Annotated in this window: 26 protein-coding genes and 1 pseudogene; 21 read left to right on the top strand and 6 right to left on the bottom strand. The window is 45.5% G+C overall.

All coding sequences use genetic code 11. The annotated features are described in order from the left end of the window. Positions 1–56: 56 nt before the first annotated feature. Together C9J01_RS10170 and C9J01_RS10175 are read left to right on the top strand one after the other, a co-directional pair. A complete protein-coding gene (locus C9J01_RS10170; RefSeq protein ID WP_107298036.1) occupies positions 57–2,435 on the top strand; it encodes a helicase-related protein in 2,379 nt (792 codons plus the stop codon). 144 nt (positions 2,436–2,579) lie between these two features. Beyond that, complete coding sequence (locus tag C9J01_RS10175; RefSeq protein WP_107298037.1) at positions 2,580–2,879, top strand: hypothetical protein; 300 nt, start codon at positions 2,580–2,582, stop codon at positions 2,877–2,879. Between the two features lie 116 nt (positions 2,880–2,995). Here C9J01_RS10175 and C9J01_RS10180 read toward each other — a convergent pair whose 3' ends face one another. Continuing rightward, complete coding sequence (locus tag C9J01_RS10180) at positions 2,996–3,277, bottom strand: DUF3861 domain-containing protein (RefSeq protein ID WP_107298038.1); 282 nt, start codon at positions 3,275–3,277, stop codon at positions 2,996–2,998. A 56-nt stretch (positions 3,278–3,333) separates the two neighbouring features. Next, a complete protein-coding gene (locus tag C9J01_RS10185; RefSeq protein WP_107298039.1) occupies positions 3,334–3,825 on the bottom strand; it encodes a DUF2798 domain-containing protein in 492 nt (163 codons plus the stop codon). Positions 3,826–3,927: 102 nt separating this feature from the next. Between C9J01_RS10185 and C9J01_RS10190 the strand changes: the two genes are divergently transcribed. Both C9J01_RS10190 and C9J01_RS10195 read left to right on the top strand, forming a co-directional pair. Next, the gene (locus C9J01_RS10190; protein WP_107298040.1) at positions 3,928–4,362 is read left to right on the top strand and encodes a MarR family winged helix-turn-helix transcriptional regulator; all 435 of its coding nucleotides are present in this window, start codon (positions 3,928–3,930) and stop codon (positions 4,360–4,362) included. Between the two features lie 163 nt (positions 4,363–4,525). Next, positions 4,526–4,894 carry a VPA0510 family protein gene (locus C9J01_RS10195; RefSeq protein WP_107298041.1) on the top strand — a complete coding sequence of 123 codons (369 nt, stop codon included), beginning with the start codon at positions 4,526–4,528 and terminating at the stop codon, positions 4,892–4,894. 114 nt (positions 4,895–5,008) lie between these two features. Here the strand turns inward: C9J01_RS10195 and C9J01_RS10200 are convergent, their stop codons facing one another. The 3 genes from C9J01_RS10200 to C9J01_RS10210 form a co-directional block, all read right to left on the bottom strand. Then, positions 5,009–5,638 (bottom strand): SGNH/GDSL hydrolase family protein, encoded by a 630-nt coding sequence (locus C9J01_RS10200; protein ID WP_107298042.1) that lies wholly within the window; start codon positions 5,636–5,638, stop codon positions 5,009–5,011. A gap of 117 nt (positions 5,639–5,755) precedes the next feature. Next, positions 5,756–6,217 carry a tellurite resistance TerB family protein gene (locus tag C9J01_RS10205; protein ID WP_107298043.1) on the bottom strand — a complete coding sequence of 154 codons (462 nt, stop codon included), beginning with the start codon at positions 6,215–6,217 and terminating at the stop codon, positions 5,756–5,758. A gap of 213 nt (positions 6,218–6,430) precedes the next feature. Then, positions 6,431–6,964 carry an LA_2272 family surface repeat-containing protein gene (locus C9J01_RS10210; RefSeq protein ID WP_107298044.1) on the bottom strand — a complete coding sequence of 178 codons (534 nt, stop codon included), beginning with the start codon at positions 6,962–6,964 and terminating at the stop codon, positions 6,431–6,433. Between the two features lie 182 nt (positions 6,965–7,146). Here C9J01_RS10210 and hrpA point away from each other — a divergent pair, with 182 nt between their 5' ends. The 13 genes from hrpA to C9J01_RS10280 all read left to right on the top strand — a co-directional run bounded on the left by hrpA (position 7,147) and on the right by C9J01_RS10280 (position 19,866). After that, positions 7,147–11,061 (top strand): ATP-dependent RNA helicase HrpA, encoded by a 3,915-nt coding sequence (gene hrpA / locus C9J01_RS10215; RefSeq protein ID WP_107298045.1) that lies wholly within the window; start codon positions 7,147–7,149, stop codon positions 11,059–11,061. Between the two features lie 470 nt (positions 11,062–11,531). Continuing rightward, positions 11,532–12,977, top strand: coding sequence for an amidohydrolase family protein (locus C9J01_RS10225; protein WP_107298047.1), 1,446 nt, complete (start codon positions 11,532–11,534; stop codon positions 12,975–12,977). A gap of 125 nt (positions 12,978–13,102) precedes the next feature. Further along, positions 13,103–14,356 (top strand): carbohydrate porin, encoded by a 1,254-nt coding sequence (locus tag C9J01_RS10230; RefSeq protein WP_107298048.1) that lies wholly within the window; start codon positions 13,103–13,105, stop codon positions 14,354–14,356. Positions 14,357–14,412: 56 nt separating this feature from the next. Further along, on the top strand, positions 14,413–14,625 hold the full coding sequence (locus tag C9J01_RS10235; RefSeq protein WP_107298049.1) for a helix-turn-helix domain-containing protein: 213 nt from the start codon (positions 14,413–14,415) through the stop codon (positions 14,623–14,625). A gap of 557 nt (positions 14,626–15,182) precedes the next feature. Then, on the top strand, positions 15,183–15,449 hold the full coding sequence (locus C9J01_RS30170; RefSeq protein WP_419686825.1) for a type II toxin-antitoxin system RelE/ParE family toxin: 267 nt from the start codon (positions 15,183–15,185) through the stop codon (positions 15,447–15,449). Positions 15,450–15,695: 246 nt separating this feature from the next. After that, complete coding sequence (locus tag C9J01_RS10245) at positions 15,696–16,556, top strand: GIY-YIG nuclease family protein (RefSeq protein ID WP_107298051.1); 861 nt, start codon at positions 15,696–15,698, stop codon at positions 16,554–16,556. Between the two features lie 522 nt (positions 16,557–17,078). Beyond that, a complete protein-coding gene (locus tag C9J01_RS29495; RefSeq protein WP_146157074.1) occupies positions 17,079–17,258 on the top strand; it encodes a hypothetical protein in 180 nt (59 codons plus the stop codon). Positions 17,259–17,759: 501 nt separating this feature from the next. Continuing rightward, positions 17,760–18,170 (top strand): hypothetical protein, encoded by a 411-nt coding sequence (locus C9J01_RS10255; protein ID WP_107298053.1) that lies wholly within the window; start codon positions 17,760–17,762, stop codon positions 18,168–18,170. Positions 18,171–18,216: 46 nt separating this feature from the next. Then, entirely contained in the window at positions 18,217–18,420 is a 204-nt protein-coding gene (locus C9J01_RS10260; RefSeq protein ID WP_107298054.1) for a hypothetical protein, read from the top strand. Then, entirely contained in the window at positions 18,417–18,968 is a 552-nt protein-coding gene (locus C9J01_RS10265) for a hypothetical protein (protein WP_107298055.1), read from the top strand. The genes C9J01_RS10260 and C9J01_RS10265 overlap by 4 nt, the downstream gene beginning before the upstream one ends. A gap of 11 nt (positions 18,969–18,979) precedes the next feature. Then, entirely contained in the window at positions 18,980–19,216 is a 237-nt protein-coding gene (locus tag C9J01_RS10270) for a hypothetical protein (protein WP_107298056.1), read from the top strand. After that, complete coding sequence (locus C9J01_RS10275) at positions 19,213–19,545, top strand: hypothetical protein (protein ID WP_107298057.1); 333 nt, start codon at positions 19,213–19,215, stop codon at positions 19,543–19,545. The genes C9J01_RS10270 and C9J01_RS10275 overlap by 4 nt, the downstream gene beginning before the upstream one ends. Positions 19,546–19,551: 6 nt before the next feature. Further along, positions 19,552–19,866, top strand: a complete 315-nt coding sequence (locus C9J01_RS10280; protein ID WP_107298058.1) for a hypothetical protein — start codon at positions 19,552–19,554, stop codon at positions 19,864–19,866. A 604-nt stretch (positions 19,867–20,470) separates the two neighbouring features. Here C9J01_RS10280 and C9J01_RS10285 read toward each other — a convergent pair. Continuing rightward, positions 20,471–20,653 carry a hypothetical protein gene (locus C9J01_RS10285; protein WP_107298059.1) on the bottom strand — a complete coding sequence of 61 codons (183 nt, stop codon included), beginning with the start codon at positions 20,651–20,653 and terminating at the stop codon, positions 20,471–20,473. 197 nt (positions 20,654–20,850) lie between these two features. Between C9J01_RS10285 and C9J01_RS10290 the strand changes: the two are divergent. From C9J01_RS10290 to C9J01_RS10305, 4 genes and pseudogenes are all read left to right on the top strand, one after another. Then, positions 20,851–20,988: pseudogene (locus C9J01_RS10290) on the top strand (carbohydrate porin); the annotation flags it as partial. 111 nt (positions 20,989–21,099) lie between these two features. Continuing rightward, entirely contained in the window at positions 21,100–22,014 is a 915-nt protein-coding gene (locus tag C9J01_RS10295) for a LysR family transcriptional regulator (protein WP_107298060.1), read from the top strand. Between the two features lie 89 nt (positions 22,015–22,103). Beyond that, positions 22,104–23,207, top strand: coding sequence for an alkene reductase (locus C9J01_RS10300; RefSeq protein WP_107298061.1), 1,104 nt, complete (start codon positions 22,104–22,106; stop codon positions 23,205–23,207). 183 nt (positions 23,208–23,390) lie between these two features. Further along, positions 23,391–23,951 (top strand): nuclear transport factor 2 family protein, encoded by a 561-nt coding sequence (locus C9J01_RS10305; protein WP_107298062.1) that lies wholly within the window; start codon positions 23,391–23,393, stop codon positions 23,949–23,951. Positions 23,952–24,059 lie beyond the last annotated feature (108 nt).

Here is a 24,059-nt window from a genome sequence, read left to right on the forward strand (position 1 = left end):
ATGGTCTGTAAAACTTGCCACAATAGCGGGTATGTTGTTGATGCAAAACCTTTGCTATGTCTATCTCTCTACCTATTGATTCGCTTAAAGACCAGTTCCTCGAACGTCTTTCCCACACCCACCTTGTTGTTTCTGCCGAAACCGGTTCGGGTAAATCGACCCGTTTACCCGCTTGGGCGGCAGAGCAGGGAAGGGTGCTTGTTGTTGAACCAAGGCGAGTCGCGTGCCGTTCTTTGGCTGAGTTTGTCGCCAGCGAGAGGAACGAAAGTGTTGGTGAATCGATAGGTTATGCTATCCGGTTTGAAAATACGTACTCTGATAACTCCCAAGTCGTTTTTGTGACTCCGGGCGTGGCATTGCGGTGGTTGAGTGAAGATGGCCTCGCGGGTTTTGCCACCATCATCATTGATGAATTTCACGAACGCCGCTGGGATACGGATCTGTTGCTGGCGATGCTTAAGCAAAAGGATACCCACAAACTAGTAGTGACATCGGCAACGCTTGATAGTGAACGTTTAGCCTCTTACCTTCAGGGTGAATGCCTTAATGCCAAAGGGCGTAATTTTCAGGTGGCTGTCGAGCATCTCGCTTCAGATAGCCGCAACATGCCTGATATCCGGCATATCGAGAATAAAGTCAAAGAGGCGGTGCTCACAAGGTATGAGAACCATCAGGATATTTTGGTTTTCTTGCCGGGCCGAAAAGAAATCGCTCAATGCTTATCAACGCTAAAACAGGCTTTGAGGGAGCAAGTTGACCTTGGAGTCCTAGATATCATCACTTTGCATGCCTCTGTAAGTGATGATGAGCGCCACCGCGCACTGACTGAAAGTGATAAGCAGCGTATTATTTTGGCGACCAATGTTGCGGAAACCTCGCTGACTATTCCTGGCGTTACCTTGATTGTTGATACCGGATTGGAGCGCAGGACACACCAGCGCAATGGTCGAACAGTACTCGGTTTGCATGCTATTTCAAAAGCCAGTGCCGAGCAGCGCAAAGGTCGGGCAGGACGTGTTACCGATGGCACCTGTGTAAGGTTATTTGGTAAGGCTGCGCCGCTGGAGTTGATCACGCCACCGGAAATGCACCGCGAAGAACTGGTTGAACCTATGCTGGCAGCTGCCTGTTGTGGTTTTCCGCTAGATACCTTGGACTTTGTTGATACCTTACCCGAAAAGTCTTTATTGATTGCCAAAGAGAAACTTCTGCAAATGCAGGCGATTGATGATGAGGGCAATGCGACCGAGCATGGTCAAATTCTGTATCCCTTGCCGATAGATACTTTGTTTGCTCATCTGATCACCGCAATGACGGATAAAGCTAGCCGTGAGGCAATGGTCGATTTGGCGGCATCGCTGAGCGTATATCAGCGTATATGGCAAATGCCATCCGGCGAGGAAGCGCGTGAAAAGTTGGCACAGTGGGAGACTAAACATTGTGACGCGATGGCGCTTATTAAGTTACTTCGCGGCAGTGAACCCGAATGGCTGACTTTCGATAAAGAGGTGCTGGCAGAGGCGCGGATGCTATCAGGACAAATGCGCGAAGCACTTGGCTTACCGGCTCTGGAAGTGGCTTCGTCGGTGAAAAGGGATTCATGGCTACAGGCGGTAATGAAAGCCGCTCCCGAGCTTGTATTTGTTCGAAGGCAAAAGCGTCGGCAAGCATTGGGTAACGGGTATAGTGAAGTCAGCATTGGTCGTGATAGCCGGTACCCAGAAAGTGCTGAGGCCGCGGTTGTTTTTGATCAGTTTGCTCTACCGGGCAAAGGAGTGAAGCAGAATTTAGTATTGGCCACCTGTATGGCCCCAGTTTCCCTTGCGTTGATGAACCAGCTTGAGATGGGCGATGAGGCTTATGGCGAAACACAAGTCGGTGAGCAAGGCTGCTTGGTTGAAAAGCAAAGGGTTTATGCCGGGCGTGTGATCTATTCTGAGTGGGTGGCACCGCAGGGTGCCTCCGCCCATGACACATATATCGATATGATCCTCAATGGCTCAATATTGCCTGGGCTTGGTGAAAAAATCACAGCTGATATCCACCAGTGGAACTTGTATTTAGCCTTGGGCAACTATCAGGCGGATGTTTGCACTCGTGCTGCTGAGGCTGTCGATGTCCGTGAATGGTTGGGCGAACAGATTGAAGCGTTAGGGGTGGAATCAGCCGAAGATTTCGAACTATTCACGACGGATGATTTCATTTTTGATGGCATTCCGGAGTGGGAGCGAGCAGATTTTGATCAAGCGTTTCCCTACAAGGTAGCCTTGACCGATCTGACACTGCGAATCGAATATCACATACCGCGCAAATTGGTGCTGGCTATCCATGAGAGTGGTAATCGCAAGGCTGACCCAAAACGTTGGGAACTTCCACGTTGGCAAGGTTGGAAGGTACAGTATCGCAAGGCCAGCCGAACCATCGATGTGCGCTAGCAAAATCTATTACGACTGCTTTCCTATTTCCTCCATTAAAGCTCAATATGATTGTCACATTGACGTGCAATTAATGGTGGAGGATATAAAAGCGATCAGTACCGTTAGGTAATAAAGGTTGCTCCATCTTTTAGGGAGGACGGAATGCAGTTTAATTGGCATGAAAATGTGTGTGCAATGAAGCTATTGGGTTTTGATGTAAATGTTGAGCAATTGCAGGGTAAGCATACCTATTTCAAAGCCAAGGTAAGCGTCGGAAAACGTTACCCAGTGCGCTTAGCGGATATCAGCGACGAGTATCTAGAAGGTGTCATGGGGCAAGTTTTCGATGCAGTGGAAACCGCGCCGATGTCTGCCAAAGACATTTCGAAGCAAGCTAATTCATTGAAGTACAGCGGCTGTTTTGAAGGTTTACATGCTTTGATTCGAGAGAGTCAGATCTAGTTAGAGCTAATACAGCTCACTTGAAAGCGTAACTAGATGTCCCATATAAACCTGAAGCTGCCTGTCTTGCTTGGATATAAAGACAAGGGCAGCTCTGGTTTTTTCACCGAATAACGTTAGCTTTTGTTTTTCAGTTTAGCTTTCAAACCTTTCATGAATGTGCCGAAATGCGGGAAGAATTCTGCAAACAATGGATGTTTGCGATCCTTCATCATCATTGGGCCAAGCAGACGCAGAGCAACCCCAAGACGGGTCGAGTCGTTTTCATCCAATCCGCTGCCGTGCTTGATAGCATCGACAATGGCAAACATATCTTCACGATCTTCAAACTCGAACTGCATAGTGGCAGCATTGTCTTCATTGGTTCGTTCGATAGTAATACGGTAGTTGTGTTTCATATTTAGCTCCGGTGTTTTAGTCGGTTAAGTCGTTATATCAATTTGAAGATTTGGGGTTAGCTTTTTAGAAAGCGTTCAACCTTAGGCTTAATAGTCATTGAGATAATGGTGATCAAGGCCAAGCCAACAGGCAGAGCGGCAATAAAACCCTGCAACCAACTACTTGTAAAAAGCGCCATATCATCAAAACCGATGTTGTTAGCGGTAGTGGTGAAGGCCATCATGGATTCCATCACCACAGCCATATTCAGGCCCACTACCAGATTTCGTCTTTTCTCACTGGAATTGGGCATCAATTTGCCTATCAGCTTGGTGACTAAAGTCATCATCACCAAACCAAACGGCATCATGACTAATACTGTTTTCAGGAATGAGCTGAACCAGTCGGCAAGGAATGTTTCGGTGTAACCGACGTTCATATATGTCATCACACCAGTCAATGTGCCACCCATTAGGGTCATCATGCCTAGCACAACCAGTACCTTGTAGATCAATGGGGTTTTCATTTGATTGGGGAATGGGGCTGTCATCGTTGTTTCTGCAGTCATCGAGATTCTCCAGTCTTGAAATTTCGCTCAATTAAGTTGATAATGTCAACTATAGTGGTTTAGTTGATAATGTCAACTATATTTTTATTTGAGGAACACCGGATGTCAGAGTCAAAGTCACTCGAAAGTTTGTTTCAGTTAGTCCATATGCTTAAACGCCACATGCATGAGCATATCGAGCAACTGAATTTGAACATTACGCCAATGCACCTTCGCGTACTAAAAATTATCAATAAAAAACAATCATGTACCGCGATTGATATTGCCCAATTCTTAAACCGGGACAAAGCACAGGTAACGCGTTTGCTCAATGAACTGATTAAGCAAAGCTTAATTGAGAAAGTGCCGAATCCCGAAGATAAGCGAAGCCAACGTTTGTTGGTTACCAGCGAAGGAATGGCGATCTTGGCGCAGCTTGAGACTATCGATTCAAAGATGAATGACAAGATGATGAGAGGGATCTCTCAAAAGGAACTGGAAGAATTTGAGCGAATTACTGGGTTGATGACTGAGAATTTAGCAAAAAATGAGCATTAAGATAGATTTGAATGAATATTGACACTGTTTGTCATATTCAATTGCTTGAGTCAGTCCGTAGTGACTGACTTAGTAAAACATAGAGGTTGACATTACTTTACCTAAAAAAACGTTATTTTAAATAAATTAATGTACAGTGTTCATAACAGAAAAGAGGTCTGATATGAATTTATATCCGTATGCTGAAAGAAGTGTCTTGAATCCTTATACAGTGAAATCTATTGTCACAGCCATTGTGATTGTATTTGGCTTGGGCATGTCCTCGGGAGTTGAAGCAAAAAAATATAACCACAACCCTAACAATAAAAGCAATAAGGTTACCGTTGTGAAGGCTCCAGCAAAGAAAACGCCGACAAAGGTCGTTGTTGTTAATAAAAGATCGGCTCCATCACATAAACATTATCATCGAAATAGTTTACCTAAGATCGCAACATTTGCGGTTATTTCTGGAGTAAGTTATGCGATCGTTGATAACTTTTACTATAAACGTCAAGGTGATAGCTATATTCATGTGGATAATCCACGCAGATAGTGCAATAGAGCCAGAAGTCAGATATTTCTAACTTCTGGCTCTATTGCGAGTTTAAGCTAAGAAACTCTACAATGATATTGTGTTCTTCTTACCTTAAGTTCTTTACATGCTAACTTATGTTGCTGGCAGTAGAGTAGGTATGATCTCTGCTAACTTTTCAGCAAATTTCTTATGCTGGTCAACTTGCCAATGAATGCCTTCACGCTCACACGGCGTGATAAAGTTAGCTGCATCTAGAAAATGGCAATCTAATTCCTTTGCTCGTAATTCATAGTAATGAGCAAGCTCTTTAGACTTTGCCTCAGCGTTGGTAAAGCCTTCTTTTAATGGATCTACTTCGTATACATGGGCAGGTGAAACTAACAATACCTCTGGTGCTTTTGGCATAAATCCGTGCTTAAAGTTCTGCACAACCTGAACTAATCGCGCAGCACCTTTGGAGATATCGCTGGCAGTGAGATTGAAGCGAGATTTTAGGTCATTTGTACCCAACAAGATGACGACGAGGTCAGGGTGATGACTTTCTAAGCAAGGCAGTAGGTAATCGAGTCCTTTTTTTCCTGGCTCATAAGGGTCATCTAGCACTGTGGTACGGCTATTCTGGCCTTCTTCAATAATTCGGTAATCTGGTGTTAGGTACGACTGGAGTAGCATAGTCCAGCGTTCATCTGTGTTGTAACGGCGCGGTAGATCAGGAGAGCAGCCCCAAGTATTGGAATCACCAAAACATAAAATTGTTTTCATTTGTTCACACTAAGAATTATCAGAAAAACATTTGAAATATAATAATACAAATTTGACTTTGCCTTGTCATTAATTGCTTATTAATGCTTGTGAGCTTTCAGAAGGTGTTTTGTCTTATCAGCTTTGTCCCAAGCTATTCTGCACGGCTAATTTTGCCCGGATGTACTCTGAGTGGTCGACATAAATAAGCTCAGCAACTTGGCGGATCACCGCTTCTTCCATCGGGTCTAGAACACCATCGGCGTAGGCAACTTGCCACATGGCTTCAATGAGTTCGAAGCGTTGCTCGGGTTCTAATGAGCGGAGTTTACTGGTGAAATCATACAGCGAGACAGATGATTTACTTTGTAGAAGCGCTTTTTCCAATAGTGCGTCGGCATTCTCTTCACTGATATCTAGCAAGTGAACGAGCTGGTGGCGCTTAGCTTGGATTTCTCTTGGGTCATCACTGTGATCGGCATTTGAAACTTCACAAAGCAAGCATGCCATGGAAAGGTGGAGAGTTGGGGTATCGACAGCGCCGCCATCGGTGCCTTCATTCATCACTTGGCGGAAAATTGTACGCAATTGTTTGAACATGCTGAGCCTCAGGTTTCATTTCTATTAAGTATAAGACTCTTTAGTCGGGTAAGGAGTTCCTTACTCGTGGCTTAGTTGGATGTTTAGTCAGCAATTATTCAATATAGCGCTTAGCTGATATGCGTGGTTAACGTATGTGAGGGAAGGAAAAAAGTCTGGAGATGGTGCTCCAGACTATAATTACCAGTCTTGCTGGACTATTAACGACTGTTATTAGAAACGGGCGTTAATAATTGGGAATACTGGGATATCTTTGCTGACGAAAGTACCAGATTTGTCGTAGTTGATCAGACCAATCTGGACACCTTTTTCGATGCGGTCAGTGGCGTTGATGAAGCCAAGCTGTAGGCCGTTAAGGCTACCTGCGTAGTTAAGCGCGCCAAACTGAAGACCAGTGAACTGGCTGCCAGTGTAGTTGGCAAAACCAAAATCAGCACCTGCTGCCGTGTTGTCGTTCCAGTTAGCTAGACCGAACTTAACACCTGTAGAGTTGCCAGTTACACGGTTAGCGCCGAATAGGATACCGAAGCTCAAACCTTTGAAAGTCTGAGATTCAGCAAGACCAAGCATAGGTAGCTGGAAACCAGTAACAGATGGAGTCTGTCCGTATAGAAGAGAAGCGCGGAAACCGTGAACATTGCCGTCAGGTAGGTTGTTGCCTGGTACTGAAAGCTGTACAGGTTGGTTAGCAAAAGCAGGTGATGCCATCACAGCTGCCAGCGCAAGGCTAACTAGTGTCTTTTTCATTATTTTTACTCTATGTATGAAGTTGCGACAAAATAATACCTGAAGTCATATTTGTGCTGCAAATTATGTCATAACATTTGTTAAGAAATTGGGCTGTAATTCTCGTATGCCGCAAAACCACAGAGTTGTGGTAGAATTCGTCCAATTTTGTGAAATACCCAGCTGAAATATCAGGAATTCCATTGACTCAGTCGAATACTCCTCAGGCTAACGTTTTAAACAACGAAAAAACCCTCAAAGCTGCGATTAAAGATTGCATGATGCGCGATCAGTTTCGTTTGCACAAACGTGTGCAAGGAGCAGCAAGAATCAAGAAAGAGCAGGCAAGGCATGCTGTGTTTGACGAAATCGCGCTAGATATCGCCAAATCCATGCAAACCGTGCAGATGCGAGCAACCCAGCGACCGACAATCTCTTATCCGGAGCAATTGCCGGTCAGCCAGAAGAAAGACGAAATCGCCGAGGCGATTAAGAACAACCAGGTTGTGATTGTCGCCGGTGAAACCGGTTCGGGTAAAACGACCCAGCTACCAAAAATCTGTTTGGAGCTAGGACTCGGCACCAAGGGCATGATTGGCCATACCCAGCCACGTCGATTGGCGGCCCGCTCAGTCGCAAGCCGTATTGCTGAAGAGCTTCAGTGTGAGCTAGGCTCTTACGTCGGCTATAAGGTTCGATTCAACGACAAAGTATCAGATCGTAGCCAAGTCAAGCTGATGACCGATGGTATCTTGCTGGCCGAGATCCAAAACGATCGCTTCTTAAATCAATATGACACCATCATTATCGATGAGGCCCACGAACGTAGCCTCAATATCGATTTCATCATGGGTTATTTGCGTGAACTGCTACCAAAGCGCCCAGATCTAAAAGTCATTATTACGTCGGCAACTATCGATCCAGAGCGTTTCTCCAAGCACTTCTTCAATGCCCCAATCATTGAAGTTTCAGGCCGTACTTACCCTGTGGAAGTGCGTTACCGTCCGGTTTCCGAAGATGGAGACGATAGTGATCGTGACCAACTTCAAGCCATTTTTGATGCAGTAGACGAACTGTGCGATGAAGGCTTGGGCGACATCCTGATCTTTATGAACGGTGAGCGGGAGATCCGTGATACTGCTGATGCGCTAGAGAAACGTAACCTGCGCGATACCGAAATTCTGCCACTGTATGCCCGGTTGTCGGCAGGCGAGCAGAACCGAGTGTTCCAAACTCATGCCGGTCGCCGTATCGTGCTGTCTACCAACGTTGCTGAAACCTCGTTGACGGTACCGGGAATCCGTTATGTTATCGACCCGGGTACTGCGCGTATCAGTCGATACAGCTACCGAACCAAAGTACAGCGCCTACCGATCGAGCGTGTGTCTCAGGCGAGTGCCAACCAGCGTAAAGGTCGATGTGGCCGTGTAGCTGAAGGTATCTGTATTCGTCTTTACTCAGAAGAGGACTTCCTGTCACGCCCTGAGTTTACCGACCCAGAGATCCTTCGTACCAACCTTGCATCTGTTATCTTGCAGATGACGGCGATTGGCCTTGGTGATATCCAAGCTTTCCCATTTGTCGAAGCGCCGGATAATCGTAATATCCAAGACGGTATCCGTCTCTTGGAAGAGTTGGGTGCGATTAACACCAAAGCGAAAGATCCACGCAAACGCCTGTCGACAATTGGCCGACAGCTAGCCCGTTTGCCGATTGACCCACGTTTGGCGCGTATGGTGTTGGAAGCACCTAAGAACGGTTCTTTGCGTGAAGTGATGATCATCGCTTGTGCATTGTCAATTCAGGACCCACGTGAACGTCCTTCTGATAAGCAGCAAGCTTCGGATGAAAAGCATCGTCGTTTCTACGACAAAGAATCGGACTTCGTGACTTTTGTTAACCTGTGGGATTACATCCAAGAGCAGCAAAAAGCGTTGTCAGGCAACCAGTTCCGCCGCCAGTGTAAGAAAGATTACCTGAACTACCTGCGTGTCCGTGAGTGGCAGGATATCTACTATCAGGTAAGCCAAGTCGTTAAAGAACTTGAGTTCCGTATCAATGAGCAGGAAGCCAGCTACCAAGGTATTCATACTGCGATTTTGGCCGGTATGCTTTCGCATATTGGTTTGAAAGATCAGGAGAAGAACGAGTACCAAGGTGCGCGAAATGCACGCTTTAACATCTTCCCGGGCTCTGGCATCTTTAAGAAGCAGCCTAAGTGGGTAATGGTGGCCGAGCTGGTAGAAACCTCACGCTTGTGGGGCCGTATTGCCGCCAAGATCCAACCTGAGTGGGTGGAGCCTTTGGCTGAGCACCTGCTTAAGCGCAGCTACAGTGAGCCGCACTGGGAGAAGAAACAAGCTTCCGTTGCAGCCTTCGAGAAAGTGACAATTTACGGCATTCCTGTGGTTGCCAAGCGTAAGGTCAACTACGGCAAGATTGATCCGGTTATTTCTCGTGAACTGTTCATCCGTTCGGCGTTGGTAGAAGGGGACTGGGAAACCAAGCACAAGTTCTACCAACAAAACCGCAAGCTATTGCGCGAAGTTGAAGAGCTGGAGCATAAATCACGTCGTCGTGACATCTTGATTGATGACGATGAGCTGTTTAATTTCTACGATCAGCGAATTGACCACACTGTGGTTTCAGGCCGCCATTTTGATACGTGGTGGAAGAAAGCCTCGCGTGACAATGCCGAGCTGCTTAATTTCGAACGCGAAATGCTGTTCAAGGGCGATGCGAGTCATATCACCGATTTGGATTACCCGAACTTCTGGCATCAGGGTAACCTGAAGCTTAAGCTGAGCTATCAGTTCGAGCCGGGCGAAGACAGTGACGGTGTAACAGTGCATGTGCCGCTGCCTATCTTGAACCAGGTCGAAACTGACGGTTTTGATTGGCAGATCCCAGGTCTTCGTCAGGAGTTGATCGTTGCGCTGATCAAGTCACTGCCAAAACCTGTTCGTCGTAACTTCGTTCCTGCACCAAACTACGCCGATGCTTTCCTTGCGCGTGCAGAAGCTATGGCAATGCCACTGCTGGATTCACTTGAAAAAGAACTCAAGCGAATTTCTGGTGTGACGGTGTTGCGCGAAGACTGGAATCTTGATCAAGTACCTGATCACCTGAAGATCACTTACCGCGTGGTTGATCACCGTAACCGTAAGCTTCGTGAGAGCAAAGATCTTTACAGCTTGAAAGATGGCTTGAAAGAGAAGGTCCAGGAAACCCTGTCCAAAGTTGCCGATGATGATATCGAGCAGGAAGGGCTAAAGACTTGGAGCTTTGGCGAGTTACCAGAGCGTTACCAGCAAAAACGTGGCGGTTTCGAAGTGAAAGCTTACCCTGCGATTGTTGATAACAAAGACTCTGTCGGTATCAAACTATTTGAAACCGAAGAAGAGCAGCGTACCGCGATGCAGCAAGGCCAGCGTCGTTTGGTCTTGCTCAATGTACCTTCGCCGATCAAATACCTGCATGCCAACTTGCCGAACAAGTCGAAGCTGGGTCTATACTTCAACCCTTATGGTCGGGTTATGGATTTGATTGATGACTGTATTGCCTGTGGTATCGATAAGCTAATCGAAGAGAAGGGCGGTTTAGTATGGCAACCAGAGGCTTTCGAAACACTGAAAGAGCATGTTCGTGGTGAACTTGGTGATACGGTAGTAGATATTGCCAAGCAGGTAGAAGAGATTCTGACCACAGCATTCAACATCAATAAGAAGTTAAAAGGCCGGGTAGATTTGACGATGGCATTTGCGCTATCGGATATCAAGGCACAGATTGAAGGGCTGATTTTCAAAGGCTTTGCTACTGAGTGCGGCTGGAAGAAACTACCTGATATCCTTCGCTACATGCGTGCTATCGAGCGCCGTATGGAAAAACTGCCAATTGATCCTAACAAAGACCGTATGCACATCATGAAGATTGAGTCGGTGGTATCTGATTATAAAGAACTGCTGAACAAGATCCCTAAAGGTCAGCCTGTGCCTGAAAAGGTTAAGGAAATCCGTTGGATGATTGAAGAGCTGCGTGTCAGTTACTTTGCCCAGCAGTTGGGTACGCCTTATCCGGTGTCAGACAAACGAGTCCGTAATGCGATAAGCGATTGTTAATCTATTCCAGTTAACAATACTCTTGAAAATAGCAATCCAAGTTGGGTTGCTATTTTTTTTATCCTTACTTTCATATAGATAGGAAAATATTCTGCCGACGTGTATAGTGCGAGTTGCATATATTGGTTTACCCGACAACCAAGGAGTTAAGCGTGAAATGGTTATGGTTATTTTTGGCTGTATATACAGTCATCAGTATTGCTTTTTGTATTTCTCAGCTCGGTTATAAAAACGAAAAAAGTACGTGGTGGAAGGAAGTTATTTTGATACCGGCTTGTTGTATTGCTTACTTGGTGGGAGCGATAGGAGACCTCATTTGTTTTCTTACGAAGAAGAAAAAGTGATTACACGAAGAGTTTTAATCAGGAAACAAGCAAAAATATTTGGCGCTAATTGATAAAAATACAATCAGTCTTGCGATTAAGCTTGGCGAAGATTTCTTCCCAGGTTTGAAAAAAAGAGACTGAACTATGTATAAAAAAACTGCCTTTCAAAAATCATTAGTTGCATTGTCTATCGCAATGGCTTCTTCTTTTGCTGTTGCTGCGCCTATGTCCAATGAAGCTTCACCCAGTAACGCGACTGATACCAAAGCGGCAGAGCAAGTGATTGTCTTTCACAATGTGAATATCTTCAACGGTATTGAAAACAAGCTGCATAACGATTTCAGCGTTGTGGTGACAGGCAATAAAATCTCGACGATTCAGCAAGGAAAAATCAAAGCCCCAGAGAATGCTAAGGTGATTGATGGCGAAGGACGAACGCTGATGCCAGCATTGGTTGAGTCCCATATGCATCTCGCTTTGCCGAAAGGGTTACTGGGTACCGATGACATGCGCTGGAATGAAATCGCTATTCACGCTCAGTCGTTTGCAGAAATGTATCTGGACTTGGGTTTTGGCACAATTCGTGATGTCGGTGGGGCTGATGGTTCATGGACTGATATGGAGCGTGATGGTCGCCTAACTGAGGTGCCAAGGATCTATGCGTCGGGCGCTCCCATTGCGCCAATCGGAAGCCATGCAGATGTAGGTTTACAGTCTCGCCGTCTAAGTGATTCGCCTCAGAACTTGGAAATCTTGAATATCATGTCCAATTCTAATGGTGCGGAAGATATCAAAATGCAGGCCCGGTATAATTACCGCCAAGGGGCACAATTTACCAAGGTATTCCAATCCGGCGGCGTTTCTTCCAAGTTTGACCCTTGGCAGTACACTTCATTTACCGACGATGAACTAAAAGCGGCCGTTGATATTGCCACAAGCTACGGTTCATATGTCGCAACACATGCCTATTCGGATAAGGCCATTAAATCTGCATTGAACAATGGCGTGAAGACTATCGAACATGGGTTTACCTTCAATGAAGAGCAACACAAACTCTACAAGGAGCAGGGGGCATTTCTGGTTACCAATCTGACTGCATTTTCACCTGATTTAGCCAATGTACCTGTCGTCCAAGACCCGATGATCCAAGCCAAGTTGGAAAGTGCTCAAGCGGCATTTGAAGAGTATGTGGAAAATGTGCAGAAGCTTGATCCCGATTACCGTGCATTTAATACCGATTGCGTCGGAACGGCAGATATCTGTGCCAAACAAATTGCTCATGAGATTTACCTCAACGCCAAGTTCTTCGGCAACTTCAATGCACTGCGTGCCATGACATCCACGGGCGGGCGAATTCCTGCTGAGTTGATGGAAGATTGGATCAACCCATATTCAGACGCCAAGATTGGGGTGATTGAAGAAGGTGCTTATGCTGACTTGCTGCTTATTGATGGTAACCCGCTTGAAGATATTTCACTTATTGGTGGCCGCGAACAATGGTTCGAAAATGATGCGATGCCAGATGGCTCGCACCTAACCGAAATGGACCTGATTATGAAAGACGGCAAGATTTTCAAAAATACCCTGTAAGGTTATTCAGCCTTATTTCACATTGCGATATGTACCCAAGCTTCACAATCTGGCTTGGGTACAACTTCCCTCGAATATTTTTTCTCTAGCTTGATTCTATCTAGCCTTAAATGAGTGCCTGTATTATGAAAATTCATACCACTGCCAAAGGGGTAGGTTTGTTATTTGCTTTGGCAAGCCAATCGATTATTGCCGCTGACTTTGGTGGCCCTAATACTGTTGAGAATACGCTACCTAAGCCCGAGCAAACCAAACCTGATCGCACAAAGGGTAAACCACAACCGAGTTGGCGTGAAAAAGCGGCTGAACAGGGAATTACGTTGGGCGCTGATTACACCGTTTTTGGTGTTAGCTCGCCGGATGGCTCAAAGGGAAATAATGTCAATCGCGCATCGGGGGCTGCACGCTTTTATGGCTCATGGGATTTAATCAATAGGGGGGAGAAAGACAAAGGCGGTTTGGTATGGAAGGTTGAACACCGTCATGCCTTTACTGATAGCTCACCGAAAAATTATGCGTTTATTGATGATGTATCCGGTGGGCCTGAAGGCATAGGCTACGTTGGCATGATGGGTACACCGTTTAGTGACCAGGGCTTTCGTGTTACGAATTTGCACTGGAAACAAAAGCTCAATGGTGGCAAAACAAGTGTGATTGCGGGCTGGCAGGATGTGACTGACTATGTCGATACCTACGCTTTAGCGAGCCCTTGGACAGGCTTTACAAATTTAGCGTTCTCGACAGGGGCTGGTGCAATGGGGTTACCCGATGATGGTGTGTTGGCGCTGTCAGCAGGGCACATGCTTACCGACAATATTTATGTGATTGGCGGTATTGCCGATGCTAACGGTAAATCCGATGACATCTTGGACGGATTCAATACAGCGTTTGATGAAAGTGAGTATTTTACCAGTATCGAATTGGGTTGGACGGCATCTCAAGAGCAGATCTACACAGATAACGTGCATGTCACGCTTTGGGATTTCGGTGAAAATACCCTTCATAGCAATGCAACAGGCGAAGGTGGACGAGGGGTTAACGTGTCAGCCAGTTGGTTTGCGACTGATAGCATTATGCCGTTTGTCAGAGGTGGAATTTCTGAAGGTGATGTTGCGCTATACGATAAATCATTGAGTGTCGGTTTTGGCTACTTCGGATTAGGCAAGCCAGAAAATACCCTAGGCGCTGCAGTCAACTGGTCGGAAACTAACGAAACGGCCTTTGGCGGGGATGAACAGATCACTGCTGAGGTGTTCTACAACATGCAATTTGGCAAACATTTGCAAATTACCCCGGACATTCAATTTATCAAAGATCCCGCTTTCTCTAGCGAAGATAGTGCTGTGGTATTTGGTTTGAGGGCAAAAATATCTTTATAAGGGATGTGTTCACATCTACTATCGGATTAGTTAGTGGGTAATGGATACAATGATAAATGAAGACTGTCGATCCTAAGTTATTGCAAGTGTTCTCGGATGTTGTCGACCAAGGCAGTTTCACGGGGGCTGCAGATCTTAGAGAGACTGATGCTTCTTATGTGACACGTCAAATAAAGAAGCTTGAGTCACAACTGGCATTAAAGCTGTTGAACCGAACCACACGGGCTATATCGCTGACCCAACAGGGTAGGCAGGTTTATATTGTTTAAAGAGCAACACCAGTGATTTTATTTATATCGTTAGAACATGACGAATCGATTTTCCATAGACACACTACAGTTAAATCAAAAGCCACACTAAGGTTAGACCGTATTACTGTGACTTTGGGATGGGGTTGGGTTCTGTTGAGCTAATGCTCATATGGCATAAATGCGTCGTTAACACCGAGAAACCGAAATACAACGAAGCAAAGCAGGTAATGAAGTTAACCATAGTAATCAAAGTCACTCAGGAAGAGTTTGCTCTGCTGACCGATGATGGCGAGATTTCCGATGTGAAGAAGTTATGTAGAATGATTAATGCCTGAAAGGCAGACAACGTCAGCGATTAGAATAAAGGATCCAAGTCAATTAAAGACAGTCTGGCTATAGCCATTCAAGCCATCAAAGATGCCCAGGCAAGACTTTAGCAAAGCCCTCCTTAGAGGTTTTTTTATTACTTACTTGTCGTATGACGACCCATATAATGTCATGACCAAAAGACAAACATGAAGAGCAACATGAACAAAAACTACACGACCAACACCTTCGACAGGTGACTTTCCAGCATCAAGGACGAAAGGGCCTTGTCCACGATTAACACCCGACTACTTCGAATCACTCAGGGCAATTTTGGTGATGTGAGACCAGAAAGGGGAGGTTTATCGGAAGCTAGGGTCACTATCGGTAAGGGACACAGAATTAACTTCATGTACGGCAGGGATGGGGTGATCATCCTCTTGAACGGAACCAACAAAAGTAGTAAGCGTTTTCAGAACATTGCCATGCAAAAAGCAATAAGTCTAGCTAGGGAGTGCCGACAAAGTTGGAGTTAAGAAGATTCAAGCCAAGCCATCACATCTATATTTACAAGGAAGAGCTCTGGTACGCCATAACGGGCATGAAACCATGGCCTGCCAATCTATAGTTATCGCTCTGTGGGCCTCATGCAGGCTTGCTCTTGGGCGCAACCAAAACCAGAAAGAAACGCCTAGAAAGTAGCTGGGCGGTTAACGGTTGATTGTACTGTATAATAATCGTACCATGTACGACATTCAAGGCGGGACTGGAAACAAGACGAGATGAGTGAGTTTGTATATGTGCTAGATACCGGCACAGCCACCCAAGATACTGGCGCAAAGATTTACAAGATTGGCATGACGACCAATGATCCTGAAACAAGAGCAAGGCAGGTTTCATCGGCTACAGGCTCAATCATGGAGCAAGTGGTCGTTCACTCAATCGAAGTGGATGAAGGGGAAGCTCTGGCAATAGAGCAAAAATGTCACGAGAATTTCTCTGAATTTAGAGTAAACGACCGTCGGGAATACTTCAGCGCTCCGCTAAAGGAAATCATCAATTACCTCGATGAGTTTGATCAGGTTGGTGATGATGAAGTGATCGACCCGAGGGAAAAGGTTGGAGATTTCTATGTGGACATCATCGGTCGCCTTCATGATGCGTCAGAAGGAGCCAAAGAGTTCGGGTTTAAGGATATCCGCAACGAGATTAAGGAACTTGCTCGGTCGGTTGTTGAGCAGTACCAGCTAAGCGGAACCGAAGAGATAACTGATTTTGAAGACTACCTAGGGCGCCATGGCGACTTTCAGGTAGAAACGATGGAGAAGATCACCGCTATTCGCCAGAAGATGCTTATCAAGAACCAGCTTGACGACATTTTTAATGACGATGATTTCGTCGATGATCTGTTTGAGCCGCTACTAAAGACAACGCCGGTCATCAGGACTTACACCGAGGAAGAGCGAAATGAGAAGCCGAGAACACCACCAACTGAGCCATCAATGGAAGAAGTTTGCGCCAAGGTTGAGGCGGAATCAATCCCAGCATTGAAGGAAGCCAAACGTCAGGGTGAGGCGTTGGGAGCTGGTCTGGTTTTCTTGGTGGCAGCACTATTCATCATCAGTCGAATCGTTGGAGCTTAATAGGAAGCAAGACGAATGAACAAACCAGTAGACCTAGGTTACTTCTAGTTTAAAATGCCCTTTATGAAATATAGAATAGCCTTCTGATTGAAGGCGCTGCCACTTGGCGTTATTATTTCCCCTCAACCGTGCTCAACACTAATAAAGTGTTGATAATAATAATGAACGACGTAGAAATGGTAATATTAACTGGGGTGGTAATGACTTAGTCACTTTTCCGATTCCACCAAACAGCGCTATGGACGAAGTCTTGACCGAGGAACTTTGGCAAGACATGCTTGATAACCACGATCAGTGTTCTGAACATGGGAAATACCATGCTGCCTAATCAAAGCCATGGTGGACACATTCATCGAGGGTGAGTTTGATTGTCTGCCAAGCATTGACCAAGGCGAAATCCTAATATCACTCCATGCCGTATCAACTCACTTTGGCCCTGATGATCTTGAGCTAATCATGGAGATGGTTAGTCGATCTGAAAGCGAGGTTATCCATTAGTGGCTATGCATCATCGAATGGAGCATGGCCGATTCCCTCCGTAACTCAAGACCTGACATTGTTCACCATCACCTAGACGAGACCAAACTCTGTCATCTTAAGAAAGCCCTTCGTTCTGGAGAGTTGAGCAAGAAATTAGTCTGCCAAGCCACTAGCCTGACTTACTCCCAACAAAAAGACTGGATAAACGGAGGTGTAAAATGAAGCAGGTTAAGCGTCGTCGCCTGAGAAGATTTACGCCAAAGCTGAGTACCATTCTGGCGGTGCGAATATTTACCGATGGTACAGGCAAACAAACCTGATTGGCTACAAGCCTTGATAGCCTCTGTACCACTACCTATTTTGGTTTGATTTAAAAATAACCGTTGAACGCACTGTGATTATACCGTATTATGTACGCATAAAGGGCGACGAGAGAGCATCAATATTCAACATCCTAATAAAAATGCCTCAGTCCAGATCAGGCGGTCGGTCAAACGAGATTGTCTTCGAGCTGGATGGTGTAAAGAACACCTACCGAAACATCACCAACACCATGTTTGAACAGGCCCGAGAAATTAAATGGGTATCAGGGGATTCTGATAAACGAAATCACAAAAAGCTATACCGTTACCAGAGCAAAATTACTAACTGGAGCCTATTGGTTCTGTTAGGTAGGAAAGTTTTTAATAAGCTTAATACGTATCAAGTACGAAGTAAGGGGCGATGAACATATACACAATTGTTACCAAAAATGGTGAGACTAAGGCTACTGAGCCAACCACCGATGCAAAGCTGTACTGGGAGGAGAAGGGCTGGACCTACCAGAAGGACATCGAGGCGAAGGAGCCAGCACATGCAATTGATGCATACCTTCGAGGCTCTGATAGTGCAGAATCCACCATGACTCATGGGTATGCCCTAGAGGATGGAAAGTTGGAGCAAGTGGACTCCCATCGAATAGGGTATGGTGTTCTAGTCCTTGGTGTTGTTCTTGCTCTCTTTGGAATGTCTGAGCTTGGAGACTATCGCCCAGACATGGATATGGTCTCGTTTCTGTTTACTGGTTCTGCTCTTTGCGAAGTGGTAGCAATCATCATGATTATTATTGGCCACGTTAATAGCAAGACTGTTTAGGCACATAACATTCTCATCGACAAGCTTTGCAAGTAAGGACAAGACAATGAAGAAGCTACTACTAGCACTGTCAATTATGGCATCAGCTCCAACACTTTCAGCAGAAATAACCGAGTGTAAGAAAGGTAAAATTGCAGCGTCATCTGGTCTACCAATTCATTCTTTTTCCTTGTCAGGTGAGGCAAAGATTTGTTACTGGTCTGTGCAGAAAAACCCAGTTTCAAAGGCAGTTAAGGAAACAAAGAAATGAGGGCTTTGATTATCGCGGTGGTATCTGCTTTGGTGCTGTCTGGATGCCAGACAACCCCAGAAAAGCCTGATATGCCAGAACAGATAGCTAGGCATTTGGCATCGGTTGCAGGTGGTGCAAAGCGATGTTTCAACGAGGGGATCTTCTCCCCTGAATACGCAGCTCAAGCTCAAAGGAGCGTTGTTTACCTTGCTAACACTTGGAACATGACTCCAGAGGTTGGCGCTTTATACAACGAGACTTTTAACCATTATCTGACCGTACAAGCAACCCCTGAGCAATTGGCAGATGGCTGTCGAAAGTTCAAGTTTGAGATTGCCAACAGGAACAACGAAGCAGCAAGCCATTACAATCAAATGCAGGTTAACGCCCAGCGTCAACACGAAATGAAGAAAGCACACGTACAAGCAGCAAAGGAAGCTAACGCGGCCAGAACATCAATGCTTGGCGGTTCCGTTCAGTGCAAGAAAGTAGGCTCAATAAGTGGCGAGGTTAGAACTTACAACGCATTTGCCTGCCCTGTTGGCTGGTATCCAGCGCAATTTTAAGGGAGTAACAAATGAAATATCTACAAATCACACTGGTTCTAATTGCTTCAGCCGCTGCCAATGCTACAGCGTGGGGCGACTGCCGATATGGGGCGGAGGATATCCGCAAGATGCACGACGTCAAGAAGGTTAAAAGCGAAGTTGTTGAATCTAACCTGTTAACCACAAAGTGCAAGCACACGTTCATCGATAAGCGTGGTAAGAAGGTCGAGCGTATTACGATGCACACAAAGGGGAATCGAAAGTGAAAAGCCTAGTTAGCATCCTGATCGGGATAGGTATTTTTATTGGTGTTTCATTATATGCAGCTCACAGCACCAAGGAAGAGGCAGCAAAGCAAGTCCTAGCCAACACGATGGAGCGAGTTAACAAGGACGGCAAATGTTCCGCTGATTACATCGGTTACCGTGTAATCAAGAATATTGGCCCTGTTGACCACATAGCTATTGATTACATGCTTACATGCGGGACGCACAGCTCTACAGCAGAACTAGAGACTTACTACGCCGTTAATGGTGATCAGTGGTTTAGCAGCAAGAACTACCCAAAAGTAAAAGACTTTGCCACCCAGGAATAACAAAAAATGAAGACACTACCACTAATCACCATTGCTTTACTGGCCTCAACCACTTCCAATGCCGGGCTTGAGAAAGCAACGATAAGCAATATGGCTTATCACATCGTTTGCTCTGACACGATGTATGACCGGAGTATGTGGGACGAGGGAACATGGCATGAAGATACTGGCCTTGGTTACATGAAACGCGGACAAGAAAAGTATGGTGCCGGTTGGTCGAAACAGATTCAGCCAACCATCAACGATCAGCGCGACAAGTATCGGACCAGCCAGGATTACTTCGAGATGTGCCTTGGTGACTACGAACGAGCAAGTAAGTAACACGGGAGTGCATACGCTGCCGCCCGAAGGAATGGATGGCTAAACCAAGACACACATAATATCTAGCATAAACAATATATGAGTGATTGAGACCACAGCACACTACCACTGATATGTGATTGTAGATATAGACTTAATTGTAATAGTAAATGGTAGGGCTATTGGTGGTGCTGAATAAGTGGGGGAGCTATAGGCCAATAATAAGGGGGGCTCTAGACGGGGTGCCTACAAGGCGGGGCCTATATACGGCCCACTTTATATCGGGCCCTATAATAGCCAGCCTTTCAGGAAGGGGGCTATATAGGCGTGGGTCAAAAAAGTCCCTTCTGAGAGCCCTTTTCCATAAATCCGGTTTTTATCGCATGGCTATAAGCGATTTTCCTAGCAGGCTAATTACAGCCTTTTCGGAACCGGCTTTTTTACGCAAAACGCTACCAATAAGGCGATCGACCATTTCTGACACTTTTCTGTACTCAACAAAGTATACAAAGCAATTTTTGAACGTAGGATCATCAATAACGGCTTCCCAGCTCGAAAAAGCAATTCTGGAGAACCTAAATTTAGCTTTTTCGCCCTAGCGCCATAAACATCATCCAGGACACATTCAAGTATTGCATTTCGGGTTCTCGCGTAATGCTTCACGCCCATTCGTGAACATTCCAACACGTTGTTCTGCAAGTGTCGTGTAGCTTAGGTCTGATGGCCCACCTTCCAGCACCATTTCTAAGATGGTTTCATGAACACGAGCTTTCATCAGCTCAGCATGTTCTTTGCTCTTTTTGGCCATTTAGTGGCGTCCTCATCGAATAAAATTATCCGTACATCACACCATAAGTCGCGGTACGGTATTTGAAAAATTCCACCTATGAATGCTGACAAGCTCTGCAATCGACTTTCGTCCAGGCCAGAGAAAACTTGATCTCTGAGAATGGCGTCACGTTCAAGCCTTTGAAGGTGAAAGTGGCTTGCTTGCTGCTTATCGAGACTGCTGAGGTATTCTACAACATGCAATTTGGCAAACATCTACAAATTACCCCGGATATTCAATTTATCAAAGATCCCGCTTTCTCTAGCGAAGATAGTGCTGTGGTATTTGGTTTGAGGGCAAAAATATCTTTATAGAGGGTGATAGGCATTGTCTTTATGATCATAGTGTCGCAGACATATTATGTCTTACTGTGTACCAAATAGTGCATAATGGAGTTTAGATTAGTGTGAAATGAAGGTGTTTTCGTGGCGATTGAATTAAACAAACAACTGATGGCCTTTGTCGATGTCGTAAAGTTTGAGAGCTTTGCAGAGGCGGCAAAACATCGGGATATGCTGCCGTCATTGTTGTCACGAAACATAAAATCGCTGGAGGATAAGTTGGGTGTTGTGTTGCTCAAACGTACCACGCGCGCACTTTCCCTGACTGAAGCAGGAGAGGTAATTTATCAGCAGGCGCTAGTTCTCAAAGAGCTAGAAGACAAGATGAATAATTTCGCTCAAAACTATAGTACTGCTGAGACTGGCTTAGTCCGCCTGACTTGTGCTTCTCACCTAAGCCGAAATTTTATTCTGCCGACGATCCAAGAGATTCAGGCTGAATACCCGAATATTCGATTTGAGGTCGACTATGATGACAGGCGTGTCGATATCATAAAAGAAGACTTTGATATGGCCATTCGGATTTGGAAGCCCCAAGACACCTCGCTAATTGGCCAAAAGCTCCGCTCAACCAACCTCGTTATTCTTGCCAGCCCGGATTTCATCCAGCGCCATGGCATGCCTGAAACTATCGAACAGTTAGTTGCCTTACCATCTGCTTGTTATGCCAGGCTAGGTGTAGTGAGAGATAAGATCCAATACTATGACGCAGAAGATCGGATTCAATCGGTGTCTATGAACCCTCTCTACAAATCAAGTTCGCCTGAGTCTTTGATTCAAAGTGCATTGGCGGGAATGTATTACACCGTTGTCACAGACCAGAACCTCAGTGGTGAAATCGAGCGGGGTGAGTTGGTGCAATTATTACCGGATATGCGTTTTCCTTTTGAACCCTCTATGTATGCGGTTTACCCGAATCGGGATTTAAGCTTCGGGGCGAGGCTATTTGTCGATAAACTCAAGCAGCGTTGTGCTGAAATACCTGTTATTGGTAACTAAAAAGTACATAGTGAAATGAAATAATTGCTATTTTAGTGACTGATGCTTTCGCCTAACCTGTGCCTATTCCAATCGCATTCGGAGGCGAAATGCTTTTTTCAAATTACACACTGGGAAATACGGCACTGGCAAACCGTATGGTAATGGCACCAATGACGCGATCTCGTGCTTCTATTGACGGTGCTTTGAATGATGACATCGTAAAATACTATCAGCAGCGCGCAACAGCTGGCCTTATCATCACAGAAGGCGCTCCGATTTCAAAGGTTGGTCGCGGTTATGCATTTACACCGGGTATATATAATCAAGAACAAATTGATGGATGGAAAAAGGTAACCAGTGCCGTCCATGCCGAAGGCGGTAAGATCTTTATTCAGCTGTGGCATGTTGGCCGGGTCTCCCACCCACGGATCACCGGTGGGGAGCAGCCGGTGGCACCTTCGGCGGTAAAAGGAATCAATAAAGGCTTCGGACCTCTTCCTGAAGGTGGCTATGAATTTTTGGAGCAAGAAACCCCGCGGGCGATGACTAAAGAAGATATTGCTAGTACGCAAAACGACTTTGCTCAGGCAGCAAAGAACGCAATGGAAGCCGGCTTTGATGGGGTTGAGATACATTCGGCCAATACCTATTTGTTCGAACAGTTCATGTTACGAAGTGCCAATAAACGTACCGATGAATATGGTGGCAGCCAGGAAAACCGAGTACGTTTTTTGGTGGAAACTGTAGAAGCGGTAGCACAGGCCATTGGTGCAGAGAAAGTGGGTTTCCGTTTATCACCGTATCTCGTTATCGACGATCCTGACGTAGACCCTGAAATGCCGTCATTGGCACTGAAAGCAGTAGAGCAATTGTCTCAACACAATCTTGCTTATGTGCATTTTTCCGAGAATGTGGCGACTTGGCGTCCTGTTCCGTCATCATTCCGTCGCCAAGTGCGTGAAGTGTGGAAGAACCCAATTATTATTGCCGGTCGCCATACCAAGGAATCTGCCCAGGACATGCTAGATCTAGGATATGCCGATTTGATTGCGTTTGGTGAGTACTACATCTCCAACCCCGATTTGGTATATCGCTTCAAAGAGAACCTAGCGCTTAACGCAAATGACCGTTCTACTTATTACGGTGGCGGAGCTAAAGGCCTAACGGATTACCCAATATCCGATCCCGCTGTTAAGCATTTGCAGGTCTGATATATCCAACGTGCTTGAGGTGATTCGCCTTTGAATAAACCTTCCACCCAAGGGGTGGGAGGCAATCGTTATTATTAGGCAAAAGCTAATAATTCATTAGGTAAACTGCGTCTTATTTTTATCAATATGAACGCCTATAGTTTGTTCCAAGTTAAAGGAAAAGTCAGCGACGAGGAACAACTAATGAGAAAGTTAAATACATTCGCAGCACTATTAATTTCACTGGTTTTTGCGGCATCAAGCCTGGCAAGTCCGAGTAACGTTAATGACCAAGCTATCGCTGATGCTAGTGAGATCAATAACGAGGCGCTTTGGGTTAAACCTGCAAATCCCATTGCTTCAGGCTCAGAAAACAGTGCAGCACTAAAAGTCGTTCAGGGTTTTTTCAACGCCTATGGACAAGGTGACATGGAAGCAATGAAACAGTTTGTCGCCGAAGATGTCGAGTGGCATATCCCTGGCCGTCATCCTTTAGCGGGAACAAAACGCGGCATCAAGGAGTTCACGGAGTTCTTTGCCAAGCTCGGTGAAGCCGGGTTCAAGGCGGAGGTGATGATTTTGGCTGCGAATGAAAATTACGTCATTGATGCCCATCGAGGCTTTAGCACAAATGCAGATGACAACATCGATATCAACTGGGTTCTGCTTTATCAGATTGAGGATGGCAAAATTCAGCGGGTGCAAAACTTCTCTGGTGATTTGTATGCATCTGACCAATTCTTCGAGAAGTTTTTCTCTAATTAATCTGTAGGTCTTTTCGGTTCTGTGTCTTGCAGAGCCGAGTTATCGACTTTAACGGTAGCAACTTATGCATATCTCAAATGAAATAAAACTGATTATACAGCGCACACT

Source organism: Photobacterium rosenbergii, from assembly GCF_003026455.1.
GTDB lineage: Bacteria > Pseudomonadota > Gammaproteobacteria > Enterobacterales > Vibrionaceae > Photobacterium > Photobacterium rosenbergii.